The organism is Luteimonas sp. A534 (assembly GCF_054072805.1).
The window spans coordinates 140,498-159,582 of record NZ_JBSVRR010000001.1 but is presented as its reverse complement, the minus strand read 5'-3'; the positions used below and the strand labels follow the sequence as shown (position 1 = coordinate 159,582).

20 protein-coding genes, 1 tRNA gene, 1 pseudogene and 1 riboswitch are annotated in these 19,085 nt (G+C 69.7%); of the genes and pseudogenes, 5 read left to right on the top strand and 17 right to left on the bottom strand.

Annotation, left to right across the window (positions count from 1 at the left end; all coding sequences use genetic code 11):
* Positions 1-21 precede the first annotated feature (21 nt).
* Positions 22-621: a DUF937 domain-containing protein gene (locus ACW5F0_RS00755; RefSeq protein WP_456964136.1), complete on the top strand. Its 600-nt coding sequence runs from the start codon at positions 22-24 to the stop codon at positions 619-621.
* A gap of 115 nt (positions 622-736) precedes the next feature.
* Positions 737-2,276 (top strand): annotated as a pseudogene (locus ACW5F0_RS00750) (catalase); the annotation flags it as partial.
* A gap of 83 nt (positions 2,277-2,359) precedes the next feature.
* Here the strand turns inward: ACW5F0_RS00750 and ACW5F0_RS00745 are convergent.
* From ACW5F0_RS00745 to moaA, 15 genes are all read right to left on the bottom strand, one after another.
* Entirely contained in the window at positions 2,360-2,776 is a 417-nt protein-coding gene (locus ACW5F0_RS00745) for an RNA-binding S4 domain-containing protein (protein WP_456964135.1), read from the bottom strand.
* 109 nt (positions 2,777-2,885) lie between these two features.
* Positions 2,886-3,323 (bottom strand): 50S ribosomal protein L19, encoded by a 438-nt coding sequence (rplS, locus tag ACW5F0_RS00740; protein ID WP_456964134.1) that lies wholly within the window; start codon positions 3,321-3,323, stop codon positions 2,886-2,888.
* A 126-nt stretch (positions 3,324-3,449) separates the two neighbouring features.
* On the bottom strand, positions 3,450-4,232 hold the full coding sequence (trmD, locus tag ACW5F0_RS00735) for a tRNA (guanosine(37)-N1)-methyltransferase TrmD (protein WP_456965232.1): 783 nt from the start codon (positions 4,230-4,232) through the stop codon (positions 3,450-3,452).
* A 32-nt stretch (positions 4,233-4,264) separates the two neighbouring features.
* Positions 4,265-4,777, bottom strand: a complete 513-nt coding sequence (gene rimM, locus ACW5F0_RS00730; protein WP_456964133.1) for a ribosome maturation factor RimM — start codon at positions 4,775-4,777, stop codon at positions 4,265-4,267.
* Between the two features lie 37 nt (positions 4,778-4,814).
* Positions 4,815-5,078 carry a 30S ribosomal protein S16 gene (rpsP, locus tag ACW5F0_RS00725; RefSeq protein ID WP_456964132.1) on the bottom strand — a complete coding sequence of 88 codons (264 nt, stop codon included), beginning with the start codon at positions 5,076-5,078 and terminating at the stop codon, positions 4,815-4,817.
* A 102-nt stretch (positions 5,079-5,180) separates the two neighbouring features.
* The gene (locus ACW5F0_RS00720) at positions 5,181-6,269 is read right to left on the bottom strand and encodes a M48 family metallopeptidase (RefSeq protein ID WP_456998820.1); all 1,089 of its coding nucleotides are present in this window, start codon (positions 6,267-6,269) and stop codon (positions 5,181-5,183) included.
* Positions 6,266-7,366, bottom strand: a complete 1,101-nt coding sequence (locus ACW5F0_RS00715; protein ID WP_456964130.1) for a YjgN family protein — start codon at positions 7,364-7,366, stop codon at positions 6,266-6,268. The genes ACW5F0_RS00720 and ACW5F0_RS00715 overlap by 4 nt, the downstream gene beginning before the upstream one ends.
* Positions 7,367-7,441: 75 nt before the next feature.
* Positions 7,442-8,188: an aminotransferase class IV gene (locus ACW5F0_RS00710; RefSeq protein ID WP_456964129.1), complete on the bottom strand. Its 747-nt coding sequence runs from the start codon at positions 8,186-8,188 to the stop codon at positions 7,442-7,444.
* Positions 8,189-8,193: 5 nt separating this feature from the next.
* Entirely contained in the window at positions 8,194-9,561 is a 1,368-nt protein-coding gene (gene ffh / locus ACW5F0_RS00705; protein ID WP_456964128.1) for a signal recognition particle protein, read from the bottom strand.
* Between the two features lie 134 nt (positions 9,562-9,695).
* Positions 9,696-10,058 (bottom strand): hypothetical protein, encoded by a 363-nt coding sequence (locus ACW5F0_RS00700; protein ID WP_456964127.1) that lies wholly within the window; start codon positions 10,056-10,058, stop codon positions 9,696-9,698.
* Entirely contained in the window at positions 10,055-10,531 is a 477-nt protein-coding gene (locus ACW5F0_RS00695) for a molybdenum cofactor biosynthesis protein MoaE (protein WP_456998819.1), read from the bottom strand. Before ACW5F0_RS00695 ends, ACW5F0_RS00700 begins: the two co-directional genes overlap by 4 nt.
* A gap of 2 nt (positions 10,532-10,533) precedes the next feature.
* Positions 10,534-10,794, bottom strand: a complete 261-nt coding sequence (locus tag ACW5F0_RS00690; RefSeq protein WP_456998818.1) for a MoaD/ThiS family protein — start codon at positions 10,792-10,794, stop codon at positions 10,534-10,536.
* On the bottom strand, positions 10,791-12,044 hold the full coding sequence (locus ACW5F0_RS00685) for a molybdopterin molybdotransferase MoeA (RefSeq protein ID WP_456998817.1): 1,254 nt from the start codon (positions 12,042-12,044) through the stop codon (positions 10,791-10,793). Before ACW5F0_RS00685 ends, ACW5F0_RS00690 begins: the two co-directional genes overlap by 4 nt.
* The gene (gene moaCB, locus ACW5F0_RS00680) at positions 12,041-13,039 is read right to left on the bottom strand and encodes a bifunctional molybdenum cofactor biosynthesis protein MoaC/MoaB (protein ID WP_456999154.1); all 999 of its coding nucleotides are present in this window, start codon (positions 13,037-13,039) and stop codon (positions 12,041-12,043) included. Before moaCB ends, ACW5F0_RS00685 begins: the two co-directional genes overlap by 4 nt.
* 8 nt (positions 13,040-13,047) lie before the next feature.
* On the bottom strand, positions 13,048-14,028 hold the full coding sequence (gene moaA / locus ACW5F0_RS00675; RefSeq protein WP_456998815.1) for a GTP 3',8-cyclase MoaA: 981 nt from the start codon (positions 14,026-14,028) through the stop codon (positions 13,048-13,050).
* Positions 14,019-14,152: riboswitch (molybdenum cofactor riboswitch) on the bottom strand. (Overlaps the previous gene by 10 nt.)
* A 92-nt stretch (positions 14,153-14,244) precedes the next feature.
* Here moaA and ACW5F0_RS00670 point away from each other — a divergent pair.
* On the top strand, positions 14,245-15,027 hold the full coding sequence (locus ACW5F0_RS00670) for a cytochrome C assembly family protein (protein WP_456964121.1): 783 nt from the start codon (positions 14,245-14,247) through the stop codon (positions 15,025-15,027).
* Positions 15,028-15,112: 85 nt separating this feature from the next.
* Here ACW5F0_RS00670 and radA read toward each other — a convergent pair whose 3' ends face one another.
* On the bottom strand, positions 15,113-16,492 hold the full coding sequence (gene radA, locus ACW5F0_RS00665; protein ID WP_456998814.1) for a DNA repair protein RadA: 1,380 nt from the start codon (positions 16,490-16,492) through the stop codon (positions 15,113-15,115).
* A 163-nt stretch (positions 16,493-16,655) separates the two neighbouring features.
* Between radA and ACW5F0_RS00660 the strand changes: the two genes are divergently transcribed.
* Positions 16,656-18,326 (top strand): GMC oxidoreductase, encoded by a 1,671-nt coding sequence (locus tag ACW5F0_RS00660; protein ID WP_456998813.1) that lies wholly within the window; start codon positions 16,656-16,658, stop codon positions 18,324-18,326.
* 44 nt (positions 18,327-18,370) lie between these two features.
* A tRNA-Thr gene (locus ACW5F0_RS00655) sits at positions 18,371-18,446 on the top strand.
* 81 nt (positions 18,447-18,527) lie between these two features.
* Here the strand turns inward: ACW5F0_RS00655 and ACW5F0_RS00650 are convergent.
* Positions 18,528-19,070, bottom strand: a complete 543-nt coding sequence (locus tag ACW5F0_RS00650; RefSeq protein WP_456964118.1) for a hypothetical protein — start codon at positions 19,068-19,070, stop codon at positions 18,528-18,530.
* Positions 19,071-19,085 lie beyond the last annotated feature (15 nt).

The window sequence follows — 19,085 nt, the reverse complement described above, 5'->3', positions numbered from 1 at the left end:
GGCCATCTGCAGGAGTCCGCCATGGCCACCCTCACCGACGACCTCGCCGCCCAGCTTCGCGGCGCGCCCGCCAGCCAGCTCGCCCAGCAACTCGGCATCAGCCAGGAACAATCGTCCGCGGCGATCAGCGCCGCGCTGCCCCTGATCATGGGCGCGCTCGGCAGGAACGCCAGCCAGCCGCAGGGCGCGCAGTCGCTGTTCGGCGCGCTGCAGAAGGACCACGCCGGCGCCGACATCGGCAACGTGCTGGGCGCGGTGCTCGGCGGCGGCGGCCAGGGCGGCGCCATCCTCGGCCACATCTTCGGAGGCAACCAGGCGCGGGCCGAAACCGGCGTGGCGCAGGCGACGGGACTTGGCGAGGGCCAGGCGGGCCAACTGCTGAAGATGCTGGCGCCCATCGTCATGGCCTACCTCGCCAAGCGCGCGATGGCCGGTGGTGGTGCCCGGGACGCGAACGGTGCCCAGGCACTGGGTGGCCTCCTTGGCCAGGAACAGCAAGAGATCCGCCAGCAGGGCGGGCTCGGCGGCGGCCTCCTCGGCGCGGTCCTGGACCAGGACGGCGACGGCCAGCTCGGCATCGGCGACCTGATGAAGCTCGGCGGACTCTTCGGCAAGAAATAAGACGATAGCCTTGCGCTATCAATCGAGTTCCTTAATTCGATTTCATATTTCTATCAGGGGGACGTAGAGTCGATTCCAGGCTCCGTCCACCTCCAAGCAAAGGGGAACCAGCACCATGAGCAATCCGTCCGACACCGGCAAGAAGTGCCCCGTCACCCATCTCACCACGCAGTTCGGCGCCCCGGTGCCCGACAACCAGAACAGCCTCACCGCCGGCCCCCGCGGTCCGCTGCTTTCGCAGGACGTGTGGCTGCACGAGAAGCTGGCCAACTTCGTGCGCGAGGTGATCCCGGAGCGGCGCATGCACGCCAAGGGCTCGGGTGCCTTCGGCACCTTCACCGTCACCAACGACATCACGAAGTACACCCGCGCCGCGATCTTCTCGCAGGTGGGCAAGAAGACGGAGATGTTCGCCCGCTTCACCACCGTCGCCGGCGAGCGCGGCGCGGCCGACGCCGAGCGCGACATCCGCGGCTTCGCGCTGAAGTTCTACACCGAGGAAGGCAACTGGGACATGGTGGGCAACAACACCCCCGTGTTCTTCATCCGCGACCCGCGCAAGTTCCCCGACCTCAACAAGGCGGTGAAACGCGACCCGCGCACCAACATGCGCTCGGCCACCAACAACTGGGACTGGTGGACGCTGCTGCCCGAGGCCCTTCACCAGGTCACGGTGGTGATGAGCGACCGCGGCATCCCGGCCAGCTACCGCCACATGCACGGCTTCGGCTCGCACACCTACAGCTTCTGGAACACGCAGGGCGAGCGCTACTGGGTGAAGTTCCACTTCCGCACCCAGCAGGGCATCAAGAACCTGACCGATGCCGAGGCCGCCGAGATCGTCGGCAATGATCGCGAAAGCCACCAGCGCGACCTGTATGACGCCATCGAGCGCGGCGACTTCCCGAAGTGGAAGCTGTATGTCCAGATCATGCCGGAAACCGAGGCCGACACCGTCCCGTACCACCCCTTCGACCTGACCAAGGTGTGGCCCAAGGGCGACTACCCGCTGATCGAGGTCGGCGAGTTCGAGCTCAACCGCAATCCGGAGAACTTCTTCGCCGACGTCGAGCAGGCCGCGTTCGCACCGGGCAATCTGGTGCCGGGCATCGCTCCTTCGCCGGACAAGATGCTGCAGTCGCGCCTGTTCAACTACGCCGACGCGCAGCGCTATCGACTGGGCGTGAACTACCACCAGATCCCGGTGAACGCCGCGCGCTGCCCGGTCAACAGCAACCACCGCGACGGCGCCGGGCGCATGGACGGCAACTACGGCAGCCTGCCCCACTACGAGCCCAACAGCTTCAACCAGTGGCAGGAGCAGCCGCAGTTCCGCGAGCCGCCGCTGAAGATCAGCGGCAACGTGGCCGACTGGTTCAACTTCCGCGAAGACGACGCCGACTATTACAAGCAGCCCGGCGACCTGTTCCGGTTGATGACGCCGGAGCAGCAGCAGGTCTTGTTCGACAACACCGCGCGCGCCATGGGCGATGCACCGGACTTCATCAAGCAGCGCCACGTCGGCAACTGCACGAAGGCCGACCCGGCCTACGGTGCAGGCGTCGCTGCCGCGCTGCGCAAGCTGGGCGCCTTCGCCGCGGAGCAGTCGCCGAACAGCCTCGGCCAGGAATAACGCTCCAGCGTCCTTCCCCGGCCGACCGGGGAAGGACGGTCCCAGCGTGCACCCAAGTACGGCCGCGTCCCTTCACGAAGGGATGCGGCTTTTCTTTTGGACGCTTCAGCTGGCGTCGATATCCCCCAGCGCGCGGATCAACCGCCGCGCCCGCTTGTCCGGACGATGTTCGGGCGCGCGATAGCCGTCACGCGCCGCGCGCCGGGCCAGCGCCGCCTCTTCGCGCGTGCTTCGCGAGGCGTCCGACTCGCGGTAGAGCCCGCGTGCAACCGGTGCCGGTCCACGATCGTCCGACAGGCCAAGCACCTCGACTTCGAACACCTCGTCCGCGCGGACCACGCGCAGCGCATCGCCCACGCGCACCGTTCGCGAGGCCTTGGGCCGCTGCCCGCCGACCTCGACCTTGCCGGTATCGACCGCCTGGCGTGCCAGCGTGCGCGTCCTGAAAAAGCGTGCGGCCCATAGCCACACATCGATGCGGACGCTGTCGAGCGCGCCCGGTTCGCCTGATCGCTCTGCCATGCGCGGATTCTAGCGCCGGCGCGGGACTTCCAAGGCTCGCAAACGCGGACGGCCGCCCTGGGGCGGCCGTCCGGCGAAACACATTGCGCGCGTGATGCGCGCGTGCCGCTTACTCGGCAGACGCAGCCGGTTCGGCGGCGGCGGCAGCGGCTTCGGCAGCCGCCTTCGCGCGGGCCTTGGCGTTGCCGGCGAGGTCTTCCTTGATGCGCGCCTTGCGGCCTTCGAGCTCACGCAGGTAGTACAGCTTGCCCGCGCGCACGGCGCCGCGGCGCTTGACCTCGACCGAGTCGATCGCGGCGCTGTGGCTCTGGAACACGCGCTCGACGCCGAAGCCGTGGGAAATCTTGCGCACGGTGAACGACGAGTTCAGGCCGGCGTTCTTCTTCGCGATGACCACGCCCTCATAGGCCTGGACGCGCTCGCGCGTGCCTTCCTTGACCTTGACGTTGACGATCACGGTGTCGCCGGGACCGAAGACGGGGAGCTGGCGCGTGACCTGCTCGGTCTCGAAGTTCTGCAGCAGCGTATTGAGCGAGGGCTTGTTCATGATGGTGGATGCCTGTTGGTAGTGCCCTGTGGGCTGTTGTAGCGCGAGTGCACGTGGACCCGCGTCTTGGCGTGGTTGTAGCTAGCCGCGCATTGTAGCGCGCTTTTTCCCTTGCGCGCTAGAGGCTTAGGCCTGCCCGGCGGGCGGCAAGCCGGCTTCGGCCAGCCAGGCATCGAGCAGGCGCCGGTCGGCGGGCGACAGGGCCTCCAGGTCGATCAGGTCCGGGCGACGCAGCCAGGTCCTCCCGAGCGCCTGCTGCCGGCGCCAGCGGGCGATCCCGGCGTGGTTGCCCGACAGGAGCACCGGCGGCACGGCCCCGAGCGCGTGCTCGACCGGTCGCGTGTAGTGCGGGCAATCCAGCAGCAGCGGCCCGTCCTCGCCGTCGGCGGGCGGCTCGAAGCTGTCCTGGGCCGCGGACTCCGCATCATTCAACGCCCCCGGGAGCAGCCGGGCGACGGCATCGACCACCACCGCCGCAGCCAGTTCGCCACCTGACAGCACGTAGTCGCCGATCGACAGCTCCTCGTCGACTTCAGCGACCAGCAATCGCTCGTCCACGCCTTCATAGCGTCCGCAGAGCAGCACCAGGCGCGGCAACGCGGCCAGCTCGCGGGCCTTGGCCTGGTCGAGCGGCCGCCCCTGCGGGCTCATGTAGACCACGCGCGCCGGGGCCGGATCGGCTTCGCGGGCGGCGGCCAGGGCCGCGCGCAGCGGATCGATCAGCATCACCATGCCGGGGCCGCCACCGAAGGGGCGGTCGTCGACCCTGCGGTAGTTGCCTTCGGCGTAATCGCGCGGGTTCCAGCCGTGCAGCGCCAGCAGGCCGCGCTCGCCGGCGCGCCCGACCACGCCGTGTCCGGCGACCTGGGCCACGAAGTCCGGGAACAGGCTGACGACGTCGATGCGCATCGCAGGCTGCGTGGCGCCTTCCGCGGCCATGCCTAGAAGTCCGGGTCCCAGTCGACGGTGACCAGGCCAGCCTCGAAATCGACCGACACCACGTAGTCGGGCGTCACGAAAGGAATCATGCGCTCGCGGTCGCCACGCGCCACCAACACGTCATTGGCGCCGGTGGAGAACAGGTGCGAGACGGTGCCGAATTCGACACCCTCCACGTTGACCACGCGCAGGCCCTCGAGGTCGACCCAGTAATACTCTCCCGGTGCGGGCGGCGGCAGCGCTGAACGCGGCACCCAGATCTCGCTGCCGCGCATCGCCTCGGCGGCGTCGCGGTCCTCGATGCCGGGCACCGTCGCCACCAGGCCCTTCGCGCCCTCGCGTCCGTTCACGTCGGACAGCGCGCGCTCACGACCCTGTGCGTCGCGCAGGATCCAGGGCTGGTAGCGGAAGATGGCCCGCGCCGGATCGGTGAACGATTCCAGCTTCAGTTCGCCACGCACGCCAAAGGCGCCGTGGACCCTGCCCAGCAGGATGCGGCGCCCGGAGGTGTCCATGAAGGAGATGGCCGCGCCCGGAGGCGCGGCCGGGCCGTCAGGCGGCGGCCGCCGCCGAGGCCTTGACCGCGTCCTTGTACAGGTCGCGGACCTTGTCGGTCAGCTGCGCGCCCTGCCCGACCCAATGGTCGACGCGGGCGGTGTCCAGCACCACGCGCTGCTCGCCGCCCTGCGCGACCGGGTTGTAGTAACCCACGCGCTCGATGTTGCGGCCGTCCCGCGCGCTGCGCGAGTCGGTGACGATGATGTGGTAGAAGGGGCGCTTCTTGGCGCCGCCGCGGGTGAGGCGGATCTTGACCATGGTGTTTTTCCGTATTGCCCAGTCGCCAGGGTGGCGAGGTAAGCCGCGAATTGTAGCGGAAGCCATGGCGCAGCGCGATACCCTCCCGGGATCGGCGGGCATTCACCGGCTCTCGTCCGTGCCTCCCTCCCCGCCGCGACCCGGCGGCGGCACGCCTGGATCCCGGCCTGCGGCCTGGCCGGCGCGCCGTGCCGCCTCGATTCGCCGCGCCGTCGACGGATGCGAGGCGACATAGCCCAGCACGCCATCGTCGGTGCCGGCCTCGCCGGCGATGCGGCCCAGGATCGTCGCGAACGCGCCGGGGTCGATACCGCGCCGCGCCAGCAGCTCAAGCGCGTAATCGTCGGCCTCCGTCTCGTGCCCACGCGAGAATGCGCTGCCCATCACCGTGGCCGGGATCGACACCGCGAGCGAGGATCCGGACGCGTCGCCGAAGGCCAGGCCCACCATCAGCATCACCGAGGCCCCTTCCAGCGCGCGCCGCATGCCGTGCCTGTGCACATGGTGGCCGGCCTCATGCGCGAGCACCGCGAGCACTTCGTCATCGCTCCCGGCCACTTCGACCAGGGCGTCGGTCACGTACAAGCGTCCATCCGGCAGTGCGAAGGCGTTGGCACCGATCACCGGCGCATGCACGAACGCGACCCGCATCTGCTCGCTGCGCGGCTCGCCGTCGACCAGCGCCTCGAAGCCCCGCAGCAGCCCCTCGCGCCGGGCCGCCGGCAGCCGGCTGTCGTCGAAGTACAAGCGCCCGAGCAGCGCGTCGGCCTGGTCGCTGGCGGCGCGCTCGACGGCCACCGGCACGCGCTCGGCCGCAAGCTTCGCCATCCACGGCACGCCGATGTTGAAGAACACCGCCACGAACGCGACCGCAACCAGGGCAGCCACCGCGATCGCCGCGCGCCGGCGCTCAAGCCAGTCCGCCATGGCTTCGATCCGACTGGACGGTCTCGGGAACCACGCTTCCAGCAAGGGGGAGTGCGCGCACTCCAGCTGCCCGTGTCCTGGGCGGCGCAGCACGCGCGGCGTCGAGCCCAGCCGCGGCGCGAGTGCCACCTCGACCAGCGGCCAGTCCACGCTGCCGCCGCCGTCGACATGCAGGCGCAGCAGCCCCGCACCCACGCGCTCGATGCGCACCGCTTGCGACGCGGTGCTCCGACCGTCATGCCACTGCGCAGGGATCGCGGTCACAGGCCGATGTCGAGACCCATGTCGAGCGCGTCCACCATCTCCGCGCCCACCGCCCCGCGCTCGCCACCAACCGCGGCGCTGAACGCCGCAAGTCCGCCATCGCTTTCCAGCATCAGATGGTCGGCCCGGTAGCGGGCCAGGCGGATCATCGCCCACGGCGTCGCCAGGCCGAGCGTGCACAGGATCGCGACCAGGTTGCTGAAGTAGAGCCAAGCCACGTCGCGTACGCGCAGGGTCGAAGTGAATCGCACCCCCGACAGCGTGCTGTGGTTCCAGAGCAGGTTGACCTGACGGGTGCGCAGGTAGGTCAGCAGTCCGAACAACCCGAGGTAGAACACCGCCATGGGAATCATGACCGCGGCCTGGACTGCCGCCACATCGGGTTCACTGCCTTCCTCGGCCCCCAAGCCTGCGAACACGACTCCAAAGACCACCGCCACCACCACGGCCAGCACGAAGCCCAGGCCCACCGCCACCAGCCACGGCCGGTAATAGGACTCATCGCGCCCGTCGTAGGCGAAGCGTGCGGAGCCGAATCGGTGGCCGCGAGCCAGCCACGCGTGCTGCTTGCGCTTGGCGATCGGAGACAGCACGCCCAGGGTGACGCCGGCCAGCACCACCCAGCCCAGGAACGGTCCGTATGCGCTGCCGACCGTGGCATCGAAACCGAAGCGGACCCCGCGCCAGGCCGAGTAGCGCGCGCGGAAGCGGACGGCGAGGCAAACGATCAACGGCGCGCACAGCCACAGCAGAAGGATCAGCACCATGTACAGCACCGGCATCGACTGTGAGCTCACCACCAGCGCCGCCACCACCGCGTACGCGACCAACCGCCCCTTGAGGATGCGGATCGGATCGGCGAGGTACTCGAACGAGGAGCCGTCGATGCGGGTATTCGCGTAGAAGTAGCGCTCGGTGCGCACCTTGGCCCAGGCCGAGTAGATGCCGAGCGTGAGGATGGTCAGTACGACATTGACGATCCAGATGCCGAAGTACTCACCGGCGGTGCCGGAGAACTGCGGACGATGGCAGACCGTTTCAGGCAAGTGCGTCGTCTCCGCGCCGTCTTCCGGCGCGGTCGGAATGATTTCGAGCATGTTGGTTTCCCCCTAAAACCGGGGCCATCCTAGCCGGGACCCGCCCTGCTTGCGAGCCGGCTCCCGCGGTCGCACTCAGGGCGCGTGTCGGGGGATGTCCGCAAGCAGCGTGCGCAGCGTGGAAACGAAGTGCGCGTCGCCGACGAGTGCATGGCGGTCGATCGACGCGATGTCCTGTACGCCACGGGAGTTGAGCGCCACCGCAGCGCGCATCCCGGAGATCGCATCCAGTGCCAAGGGTCGATGATGCTGCGGCACGCCTGCCGCCGTCAGCGCACCCTGCAGCAGGCGTCGGGTGACGCCGTCCAGGCTTGGCGCGTCCGGCCACGTCACCACGTTACCGTCCCAGAACGCGACATTCCAGAACGTGCCTTCGGCGATGCAGCCATCGGCAGCCACCAGCAGCGCGTCGTCGAAGCCCGCGGCCTGGGCGGCGCGGCGTGCGTCGAGCTGGGCACCGATGGCGAGGTGCTTGAGCCCCGGGCGCACGCGAAGTCCGCGATGCGCGCGCAGGCGCAGGGAGCTGGAGCGGGGTTCGCGCGAAGGTTCAATCTCCACGTCGACATCGATGCCGGCCTTGCCGTCGACCACGTCACCCCGGACCACCACACGCAGCGTGCACGCATCACCGCTGCCCGCCAGCGCCGCCCGCATGCGCGAACGCAGCGCGTCGCCATCAAGGGCGATGCCATACATGTCGAGGGTCGCATCGCGCAGCCGGGCCAGGTGCAGGGCAAGGCCCTGCACCGCGCCGTGGCGCACCTGCATCGTGGTGAAGTGGCCTGCGGCCGCGGGATCGCCCACGTCCATTGCGGCCACCATCGTGCTCAGCGGAACGGCATCGCGCCGCGGCCGCCCATCATGCCCTGCAGGCCGCGCATCATGCCTTTCATGCCGCCGCGGCCCAGCTTGCCCATCATTTTTTCCATCTGCTGGTACTGCTTCATCATCTTGTTGACGTCGGCCGGCGTGACGCCGGAGCCGGCGGCGATGCGCTTGCGCCGCGAACCGTTGAGCAGGGCCGGGTTGCGTCGCTCTTTCTTCGTCATCGAATTGATGATCGCGACCATGCGCGGCACTTCCTTGCCGGTGACCTGGTTCTTCACCGCATCGGGGATCTGGCCCATGCCCGGCAGCTTGTCCATCAGGCCATGGATGCCGCCCATGCCCTGCATCTGCTCGAGCTGGTCTCGCATGTCGTTCAGGTCGAACTTCTTGCCCTTGGCGACCTTTTCGGCAAGCTTCTGCGCCTTCTCCTTGTCGACCTGGCCCTCGACCTGCTCGACCAGCGACAGCACGTCGCCCATGTCGAGGATGCGGCTGGCGATGCGGTCGGGGTGGAAGACGTCGAGCCCGTCGACCTTCTCGCCGGTGCCGATGAACTTGATCGGGCGGCCGGTGATGTAGCGCACGCTGAGCGCCGCGCCACCGCGGGCGTCGCCGTCGGTCTTGGTCAGCACCACGCCGGTCAGCGGCAGCGCTTCGCTGAAGGCCTTGGCGGTGTTGGCCGCGTCCTGGCCGGTCATGGCGTCGACCACGAACAGGGTCTCGACCGGATTGACCGCGGCGTGCAGCGCCTTGATCTCGGCCATCATCGCTTCATCGATGGCGAGGCGGCCGGCGGTGTCGACCAGCAGCACGTCGATGAACGACTTGCGCGCGTCGGCAACCGCGGCGCGGACGATGTCCACCGGCTTCTGCGAGGCGTCGGATGCGAAGAAGCGCACGTCGACCTGTTCGGCCAGCGTCTTCAGCTGTTCGATGGCGGCCGGCCGGTAAACGTCGGCGCTGACCACCATCACCTTCTTCTTGCGCTTTTCCTTCAGCAGCTTCGCGAGCTTGCCGACGGTCGTGGTCTTGCCCGCGCCCTGCAGGCCGGCCATCAGGATGACGGCGGGCGCAGGCACGTTGAGATTGAGGTCCGCGGCGGCGGCGCCCATGACCGCGGTCAGCTCGTCGCGCACGACCTTGATGAGCGCCTGGCCCGGCGTCAGCGACTTCAGTACTTCCTGCCCGACCGCACGCACCTTGATGCGCTCGATCAGGGCCTGCACCACGGGCAGCGCGACGTCGGCCTCGAGCAGCGCGATGCGGACCTCGCGGGTGGCCTCGCGGATGTTTTCCTCGGTGAGCCGGCCGCGGCCGCGCAGGCGCTCGATGGTGCCGGAGAGTCGCTGGGTCAGTGATTCGAACATTCGGGAGCCTGGGAACGACGGGACTGCGGACCGGCAAGTATAGCTTTCGGGCCCACGGGACCGGGATGGCGAGGCTGGGCGGAAGGGTACATCCGCGCCGCGCCAACGTCGGCGGCGCACGTGGGGCGGGTCGTTCAGCCGGCGCGGGGCACGCGGCGCGCTGGCGGGCCGCGCCGGCGCACGCTGTCGCGCACGTCCACCTCAAAGGCCAGCTGCAGCGTCGCGTCCGCGCCCGGAAGCTCGAATTCCAGGGCGTCGCGGCAGGGCAAGCGGCCGACATAGTCGCGCACCGGCCCCTCGGGGAGGGCGAAGATCCAGTCACCGCCATCGCTGGACAGCGTGGGGGCTTCTTCGCCAGGCGCGATCCGCAGCAGCTGCCGCAGCGCCACGCCTGCGGCCCGCGTTTCGTTCGCGATGGTTTCGCCGTCCAGCAGGCGCGCCAGTTCGTCCTCGCCGATACGCAGGCGCAGCGATTGGCCCTGCAGTTGGACTTTCACCGCGTTGCGTCCGCGTGCGCGTGGTGGTCGCCGCACAGCGAGCAGCCTTCGCTCCAGACGCTGTCACCGTCCTCGTAGTGCTCCTGCTTCCAGATCGGGCTGGTGTGCTTGACCCGTTCGATCAGCTCGCGGCAGGCGCGAAAGGCCTCGTCGCGGTGCGGCGTGCCGGCGGCGATCACCACCGCCAGGTCGCCCACGGCCAGGCGGCCCTTGGCGTGTGCCACGTAGAGCTTCACCTTCGGGCCGAAGCGGGTGTCCATGTCCTCGCAAATCGCGCGGAAGCCGTTCAGCGCCAGCGGTTCGAACATGTCGTAGCTGACGCCGGTGACTACGCGGCCATGGTTGAGGTCGCGCACGCGGCCGGCGAACATCGCCATGCCGCCAAAGCCGGGATCGGAGACGAAGTCGATGGCGGCGGCCGGATCCAGCGGGCCATCGGCGATGTCGGTCACCGCGCAGTGGAAACGGTCCATGCTCAGCCTCCGCTGACCGGCGGCAGCACCGCCATCGGCACGCCCTCGGGCAGCGTCTCGGCATCGCGCAGCACCGTGGTTTCGCTGGCGAAGGCCGAGGCCTTGAGCAGCTCCGGCCGGTAGGCCGGCCAGCGTTCGCGGGCGTAGCGGTCCAGCGCCTCGCGCAGGTCGGCGACACGCGCACCCTCGGGCACTTCAAGTACCACCTGCGCGGCGGAATCATGGCTGCGGAACGCGCCGAACAGGCTCAACTCCACCTTCACTGCCTCACCTCGTCGATCTGCAGGGCCTCGGCGTGCCCCAGTGTGTAGACATCCACCATGCCGCCGGCATCGAGTTCCATCGTCTCCGCAGGCACCACGATCCAGGCGTTCGCCTGCAGCAGCGGCAGCACCTTGAACGACTCCTGGCCCGTCAGCACGCGCGCCTGCAGGCGATCGCCGTCCAGCTCAACGCGACCCTTGAGGTGGAAGCGCAGCGGCGCGCGCTTGCGGTACGCAGCGGCCAGCGGCAGGCGCAGCGGACGCTCCGGCGCCATGCCCGTGAGCGCGCGCATCGCCGGCTCGGCGAAGAAGCGCAGGCCTACCGCGGCCGAGACCGGGTTTCCCGGCAATCCGAAATACAGCTGCCCGCCCGCCAGGCGCGCGAACAGCAGCGGCCGGCCCGGACGGATCGCGACCTTGTGGAAACGGATGTCGGCACCGATCCCGCGCAGCGCGTCGGGCACGAAGTCGTGGCGGCCCATCGACACCGCGCCTGTGCTGAGCACGATGTCGGCGCCGGCCTGCAGCGCACGGCCCAGCGCCGCGAGGAAGACCTCGGGCTCGTCGCTGACGGTTTCCCTCAGCACCAGCTCCGCACCCGCGGCCGCGACGCGAGCGGCCAGGAACGGCCCATTGCTGTTGCGGATCTCGCCCGAGCCCAGCGGCTGGCGCGGATCGTCGACCAGTTCGCGGCCGGTGTTGAGCACCGCCACGCGCGGACGGCGCCGCACGGCCACGGTGCCGGCGCCCAGCGAGGCCAGCACCATCACCTGCGCCGCACCGATGCGCGTGCCCGGCTGCAGCACTTCCGTACCGTGGGCGACGTCCTCGCCGGCCAGGCGCACGTTGTCGCCGGGCCCGACCTCAAACGCCAGGCGAATCCGACGCGGACGGCCTTCGGCGTCCTGCGCCAGCACCTCCACGCGCTCCACCGGCACCACGCTGTCCAGGCCCTCGGGCATGCGCGCACCGGTCATGATTTCCCAGGCGCCGACGCCCGCGGTCGTGCCGTCGTCGCCCGCGACCTGCAGCCCGGCGACGTCGAACTCGGTGCCCGCCGCGATCGCTTTACCCGCGGCACGCAGCGCGAACCCGTCCATGGCCGAATTGTCGAAAGGCGGCAGGTCGGCATCGGCTACCACCGTTTCCGCCAGCACCAGCCCGGTCGCATCCGGCAGCGTGCGGCGTTCGATCGCGAACGGCGCAGCCTCGCGCAGGATCGCCGCCAGCGCGTCCGCGTAAGCCGTCACGGATGGCCCTCGCCGTCGACCATCGCCAGGGCGTGCGCCAGCAGCGGCGCGAGAATGTCCATCCCCTGCTGCGCAGCGCGACGGCTGCCCGGCAACGCGAACACCAGCATGCGTTCGACCTGCACCACTTCGGCGCGGCTGAGCCAGGCCAGCGGCGTGTGCTTCGCGCTTTCGCTGCGGAACATCTCGGCGAGGCCGTCGACGCTGCGGTCGGCGACCGAGCGCAGCGCCTCGGGCGTGACGTCGTCCGCGCCAAGACCGGTGCCTCCGGTGCACAGGCAGATGCGCACGCCTTCGGCGGCCAGCACGCGCAGACGGCCGGCCAGCGGTTCGATCCCGTCAGGCAACACTTCGGCATCCGGCACACGCGCGCCAAGGCGTCTCAGGCCGTCCACCAGCACGGGTCCGGAACGGTCTTCGTACTCGCCGCGGCTGGCGCGGTCGCTGAGCGTGAGCACGGCGCAGTCGACCTTGTCCAGGCGCACAAGATCGCGTGGCCGGTAGTGGGCGAGTTCGCTCTCGTCCATGCCTTCGGGATGCAGCCAAAGCCCGCTCTTGCCGCCCTCCTTGAACAGCAGGCGGATGCCACCAATGCCCAGCGCCGGCTCAACCGGCTTGGTCAGGTCGTACAGCGTCAGCAGCGCCGCGTTGGCGCCGGCCAGCGCCTCCATCTCCACGCCGGTGCGGGCTTCCGTGGCGCATTCGCAGTACACGCGGATCGCGTTGCGCTCCGGCACCGGCACGCAGCGCACCTGCACCAGCTCCAGCGGCAGCGGATGGCACAGCGGCATCAAGGCCGAAGCCATCTTCGCGCCCTGCAGCCCGGCCACTTCGGCCATCACCAGCGCATCGCCCTTGGGCAGGCGGCGTTCGACGATCAGCGGGAACGCGTCGGCCCCCGCCAGCAGTTCTCCCACCGCCACTGCGCGCCGGCGGGTGGGTCGCTTGTTGCGGATGTCGGCCATGTGGAAGGCCGCTGCGCGCTCGTGCGTCATCGTGTCGTTCATCCTCCGATGGATGCCAGGTGCGGGGTGAGCCCGGTCTCGCCCTGGTGCAGGCCGTGGCCGGCAGCCTTGAGTCCAAGCTGGGTACTGATGCGAGCGACCAGCGCATCGAAATCGTCGTCGGACTGCAGCAGCGGGCGCAGCCCGATGCCGAAGTCGCCGAACAGGCACAGCCGCAGGTCCCCGCGTGCGGTCACCCGCAGGCGATTGCAGCCGGCGCAGAAGTCCTTCGAATACGGGGCGATGATGCCGATGCGGCCGCGGTAGCCAGGGTGCGAATATTCGCGCGCGGGACCCGCCTCCGGTGCGCGCTGCCGCAGGGTCCAGCCACCGTCCACCAACTGCTCTTCCAAGGCTTCGGCGCGCACATGGTGCCGTTCGAAGAACTCAAGGTTGTCGCCGGTGCGCATCAGCTCGATGAAGCGGATGGCGATGTCGCGCTCGCGCAGGTAGTCGAACCACGCCGGCAGCTCGTCGTCGTTGCGGCCGCGCAGCAGCACGGCGTTGAGCTTCACGGAATCGAAGCCCATGCCCAGCGCCATCTCCACGCCTTCGGTGACCTCGGCGAAGCGGTCGTGGCCGGTGATGGCATGGAAACGCACGGGATCCAGGGTATCGAGGCTGACATTGAGCGCGGTCAGCCCGGCCTCGCGCCAGGCCCCGATGTGGCGCGGCAGCAGCGTGCCGTTGGTAGTGATCGCAATGCGTCGCACGCCGGGCACCGCCGACACCGCGGCGATGATCGGCACCAGGTCCTTGCGCAGGCTGGGCTCGCCACCGGTCAGGCGGATCTTGCTCATGCCCAGGGCGGCGAAGCCGCGGACCAGGCGCCGGATCTCGTCGAGTTCGAGGAAGCGCGCGCGCCCCTCGGCAAGATAGCCGTCCGGCAGGCAGTAGCTGCAACGGTAGTTGCACGCCTCCGTCAGGGAGAGGCGCAGGTACGGGAACGACCGCCCGAAACGGTCGACCAGGGACGCCATGTTGTGCTCCATTCCGATACAGGGAGGCCGACCCGTTTCCGGTCCGACCCGGTGGCCCGAAAGCCACGGCCCGGTTGCCATATCACTAGGACACAGGCGACCGGGCTTGGAGGTTCACGGGGCGCCGGAGCCCCGCTTGCCGCCAGCATAGCGGCTCGATGGGCGTGACGTCGCCCACCCGTTCAGGTCGATCACGCGCTATGCGACACTGCGCGGATGATTCCCGTCCTCGTTTCGATCGCGCTTTACCTCGTCGCCAGCGGCCTGCTGGTGGCCGGGATCCGGCGTGGCGGCGGCGGTCGCGCCTGGCTTGCGGCCGCGACGGTCGCCATGCTGCTGCATGCCCTGGAGCACGCCCTCGCCTGGCGCGAACTGGGCGGCGCGGACATGCACTTCTACGCCGCGCTGTCCCTGGTCATCCTGGGCATGGCGGCCCTGACCACGATCGTCGGCGCGCGCGGACGCATGGCTTCGCTCGGCGTGCTGGTGTTCCCGCTCGCCGGATTGGCCCTGCTGGCCAACCACCTGCGCGGCCACCTCCCGCCCGAGCCGCTCGACTGGCGCCTGCAGCTGCACGCCTGGATGGCCCTGCTCGCCTACGCCACCCTCGCCGTGGCCGCCCTGCTGGCGGTGATGCTGTGGCTGCAGGAACGCGCCCTGAGCCGGCGCGAGATCCACGGCTGGCTGCGCGCGCTGCCGCCGCTGGTCGAGCTGGAAACGCTGCTGTTCCGCACCATCGCCACCGGCTTCGTGCTGCTCACCGCCACCCTGCTGACCGGCGCCCTGTTCGTCGAGGACCTGCTGGCCCAGCACCTGCTGCACAAGACCGTGCTCAGCGTGCTGTCGTGGCTGGTGTTCGGCGTGCTGCTCATCGGCCGCTGGGGCCGCGGCTGGCGCGGGCGCGCCGCCGTGCACTGGACGCTGGCGGCGATGGCGCTGCTGGTGCTCGCGTTCTTCGGCAGCAAGTTCGTGCTGGAGCTGTTGCTGCAGCGGGTCTGACCGCTCCGATCGTGGGAGCGGCTATAGCCGCGATCCGGCAACACCTCGCAAGCGCGGCTGTAGCCGCTCCCACAGGGGCTGCGTACTAGCCCGCGGCTTCGATGGCGTCGGCCAGGCGCTCCACCGGGACCACTTCAAGCCCCTTGTAGGACCCGGACTTGGGCGCGTTCGCCTTGGGCACGATCGCCCGCCGGAAACCGTGGGTCGCGGCTTCCTTCAGCCGCTCCTCGCCGTTGGGCACCGGCCGGATCTCGCCCGACAGGCCGACCTCGCCGAAGGCCACCGTCTTCTCCGCCAGCGCCCGGTCCTGCAGCGACGACAGCACCGCCAGCAGCACCGGCAGGTCGGCAGCGGTTTCCTGCACGCGGATGCCGCCGACCACGTTCACGAACACGTCCTGGTCGCCCACCGCGATGCCACCATGGCGATGCAGCACCGCCAGCAGCATCGCCAGCCGGTTCTGTTCCATCCCCACCGCCACGCGGCGCGGGTTCGACAGCGGGGAGGAGTCCACCAGCGCCTGCACCTCGACCAGCAGCGGCCGCGTGCCCTCGCGGGTCACCATCACGCAGCTGCCAGGCTGGCGCGAACCGCCGGACAGGAAGATCGCCGAGGGATTGGGCACTTCCTTCAGGCCCTTGTCGCCCATCGCGAACACGCCGAGCTCGTTGACGGCGCCGAAGCGGTTCTTGAACGCGCGCAGCACGCGGAACCGGCTGCCGCTGTCCCCTTCGAAATACAGCACCGCGTCGACCATGTGCTCGAGCACGCGCGGACCTGCGATGCCGCCCTCCTTGGTGACATGTCCGACCAGGAACACCGCGGTGCCGGTTTCCTTGGCGTAGCGCACCAGCCGCGCGGCGGATTCACGCACCTGGCTGACCGAGCCCGGCGCCGCGGTCAGGGTTTCCGTCCACAGCGTCTGCACGGAGTCGGCCACGATCAGCTTGGGCCGGAGCTTGGCGGCATGGCCGAGGATGTTCTCGACGCCGGTTTCGGCCAGCGCGTTGAGTCCGTCCAGCGGAAGTCCCAGGCGGTTGCCGCGGCCGGCCACCTGCGCCAGCGATTCCTCGCCGGTCACGTAGAGTCCCGGCAGGGTCGGCGCCATGCTGGCCATGGCCTGGAGCAACAGGGTGGACTTGCCGATGCCGGGGTCGCCACCCACCAGCACCACCGCGCCCTCGACCAGGCCGCCGCCGAGCACGCGGTCGAACTCGCCGATGCCGGTGGACACGCGCATGTCGTCGGCCTGGCGCACGTCCTTCAGCGGCGTGACCTTGGGTGCTTCGACCTTTCCGGCCCAGCCGCCGCGGCGCGCTGGCGAGGCCGCCTTCACGGAAGCGGCGGACTCGAGCACGATTTCCGACAGCGTGTCCCAGGCCCCGCACGCGCCGCACTGGCCCTGCCATTTGCCGGAGTCGGCCCCGCATTCAGTGCAGACGTAGGCGGTGCGTGCTTTGGCCATGAAAGAGTCCCGGAAGGAAGAAACTCAGGATACCGGCCGCCCGTCGCGCGGGGCGAGACCCGTCGGCGGCGCGCATGCACATGTCCGTTGCCGGCAGGGCTCTCCGTTTCACTGATCGGTGCCCTCGCCACCTTCGGCGGGGCACCGTCGCGAAGGAGCCGCCTTGATCCTCGACTACCTCGATCCATCGGCGCCCAACGACTACCAGTGCCATCTCTGCGTCATTGGTGCCGGGCCCGCGGGCATCGCGATCGCAAGCGCCTTCGCCAACAGCCGCTTCAGCGTGTGCGTGGTGGAAAGCGGTGGGCTGGAGAGCGAACGCGAGACCCAGGCACTCAACGACGGCGAATCCATCGGCCCGGTCGACATCGATCCCGGCCTGTGCCGCCTGCGCGCGCTGGGCGGCAGTTCCAGGCTGTGGGGCGGTGGCTGCGTGCCGCTGACACGCCTTGACCTGGAACCTCGCGACTGGGTGCCTGGAAGCGGCTGGCCGATCGACTTCGACGAGCTCGCGGCGTGGGGCGACCACGCCGGGAACGTGTTCGGGATCGACCCGCGGCACGAGGCCGGCGATGGCGGTTTCAGCAACGCGGATTTCGTCAAGTCGCTGTCCCTCCGGGAAGAGCACACGGTCCAGCGCGTCTGTTTCCTGAGCCCGGTGCTGTTCCAGTCGCGGTACCGGACGCTGCTCGAGGATGCCGCCAACATCACCCTGCTGTTCCACGCCAACCTCACGGAGCTGGTGGCGGCATCCGGCGCCGACCACGTGGAGGCCGCGGAGATCGGCAGCCTGGCCGGCCGCCGCGGAACGGTGCATGCGCGCCACTACGTGCTCGCCACGGGCGGCATCGAGAACGCGCGCCTGCTGCTGCAGTCCGACCGCGTCGAGCCGCAGGGCCTGGGCAATCGACACGACCAGGTCGGGCGCTACTTCATGGACCATCCGCGCTGCGTCGCGGGCCGGGTCGTGGACGGCGACTTCAATACGCTGCTGCGCCCGTACGACAGCGGCGACCAGCGCAGGAACCGCTCGCTGTACCGTGAGTTCGCACTGGCCGATGCCGCGCAGCGCAAGCTCGGCCTGCTCAATGCGCGCGCGCGGCCGGTCCCGGTCGCCGGCGCGACTCCATCCGGGCTGCAGGCGCTGCGCGACCTGCGCGACACCTTCCGTCCCGCCGCCACCGGTGACGACGACGGCGTCGAGGACAGGGTGGAGCGCGCCCTGGCCACTGGCCTGCCGAAAGTGTTCCATCCCACGCCCCAGGGGGGCGTACACCGCGCCCGCCTCGCGCTGCGCGTGGGCATGAACGCCGGCCATGTCGCTGGTGCGGTCGTACGCAAGCTTCGCCACCGCCCGGTGGACACTTGCCGGCACCTGGACTTGATGGCCTTCTTCGAGCAGTCGCCCAATCCCGCCAGCAGGATCACCCTGTCCGACTCGGTCGATGCGATGGGCATGCGCAAGGTCCGCGTGGACTGGCGCTTCACCCAGCTCGACTACGCGTCCTACCGCGCTGCCGCGACCATCCTTGGCGACGAAGCGGCCCGCTGCTCCCGTGGCCGCTTCGAGCCCGAACCCTGGCTCGGCGACCCGACGCTGCGCCCCGCGCTGATGGGCACCGCCCACCACATCGGCACCACGCGCATGTCCGCGCGCCCGGAGGATGGCGTGGTCGATCGCGACTGCAAGGTGCATGGGATCGACAACATGCACGTGGCGGGAAGTTCCGTGTTCCCCACCGGCGGCTGGGCCTTCCCCACCTTCACCATCGTCGCGCTGGCCCTGCGCCTCGCCGATCGCCTGCGCACGCAGCTCGAGATGGTGGGCATCTGATGTTTTGACCGCAGAGCGGGCACGGCCCTACAATGCGCGGCCATGCCGGAATAGCTCAGTTGGTAGAGCGGCGCATTCGTAATGCGTAGGTCGTAGGTTCGATTCCTATTTCCGGCACCAAGGTAATCCAGCCCCGGGAAGCCCAGCTTCCCGGGGCTTTTTCCGTCCTGGCCTCCGGTGTCCAGCGAACGCGCCTGCCCTTCAGCGCGGGGATCTCGCCCTTGCGGGCTTGTACTGGCGCCCCTCGCCGGCCGGCTGTCCATCGGGATCGACGTTCACGCACACCCGGCCGCCACAGATCACCGCATCCGACGCGTAGAACGCTTGGACGACGGGAACCGCCTGTTCGTAGCGCCTGAGCTCGGCTTCGATGCCGGCCAGCTCGCGCCGGTGGTAGCCCAGCACCGCCCAGGCGGTGACCAGCACCAACAACAAGGTGGCGGCCAAGGCGCCAAACCACAGCCAGATCATCTGGCCGGCTCCGCGCAGGCGCGCCGATGTCGCGGAGACGGCACCGTCGTACCCGGCCACGAGCGGGCCCAGCGCCCCCTTGGCCTCCTCCGTGATGCGGTTGCCAGCGCCGCCGACGAGACCCTCGATGTCGCTGCGGAAATCCCGCGCCTCCTGCTGCAGCGCCTGGATGTGCCGGTCCAGCGCGGCGCTCATCCGCGCCTCGCGCTGCGTCATCTCCGAGCGCAGCATGAGGATGGCCTTCACCGCCTCCTGCAGGTCCGCTTGCGTCATCGCCCCGCCCCCTTC

Coding starts and splice junctions, on each gene's coding strand:
- ACW5F0_RS00755 (WP_456964136.1), top strand. CDS start 22: ATGGCCACCCTCACCGACGACCTCGCCGCCCAGCTTCGCGGCGCGCCC.
- rimM (WP_456964133.1), bottom strand. CDS start 4,777: ATGGACACCTCCGGGCGCCGCATCCTGCTGGGCAGGGTCCACGGCGCC.
- ACW5F0_RS00670 (WP_456964121.1), top strand. CDS start 14,245: ATGATTCCCGTCCTCGTTTCGATCGCGCTTTACCTCGTCGCCAGCGGC.
- ACW5F0_RS00745 (WP_456964135.1), bottom strand. CDS start 2,776: ATGGCAGAGCGATCAGGCGAACCGGGCGCGCTCGACAGCGTCCGCATC.
- ffh (WP_456964128.1), bottom strand. CDS start 9,561: ATGTTCGAATCACTGACCCAGCGACTCTCCGGCACCATCGAGCGCCTG.
- ACW5F0_RS00695 (WP_456998819.1), bottom strand. CDS start 10,531: ATGGACCGTTTCCACTGCGCGGTGACCGACATCGCCGATGGCCCGCTG.
- ACW5F0_RS00715 (WP_456964130.1), bottom strand. CDS start 7,366: ATGCTCGAAATCATTCCGACCGCGCCGGAAGACGGCGCGGAGACGACG.
- moaCB (WP_456999154.1), bottom strand. CDS start 13,039: ATGACGCACGAGCGCGCAGCGGCCTTCCACATGGCCGACATCCGCAAC.
- radA (WP_456998814.1), bottom strand. CDS start 16,492: ATGGCCAAAGCACGCACCGCCTACGTCTGCACTGAATGCGGGGCCGAC.
- trmD (WP_456965232.1), bottom strand. CDS start 4,232: ATGCGCATCGACGTCGTCAGCCTGTTCCCGGACTTCGTGGCCCAGGTC.
- moaA (WP_456998815.1), bottom strand. CDS start 14,028: ATGGCGTCCCTGGTCGACCGTTTCGGGCGGTCGTTCCCGTACCTGCGC.
- rpsP (WP_456964132.1), bottom strand. CDS start 5,078: ATGGTCAAGATCCGCCTCACCCGCGGCGGCGCCAAGAAGCGCCCCTTC.
- ACW5F0_RS00710 (WP_456964129.1), bottom strand. CDS start 8,188: ATGGTGGCCGCAATGGACGTGGGCGATCCCGCGGCCGCAGGCCACTTC.
- ACW5F0_RS00650 (WP_456964118.1), bottom strand. CDS start 19,070: ATGACGCAAGCGGACCTGCAGGAGGCGGTGAAGGCCATCCTCATGCTG.
- rplS (WP_456964134.1), bottom strand. CDS start 3,323: ATGAACAAGCCCTCGCTCAATACGCTGCTGCAGAACTTCGAGACCGAG.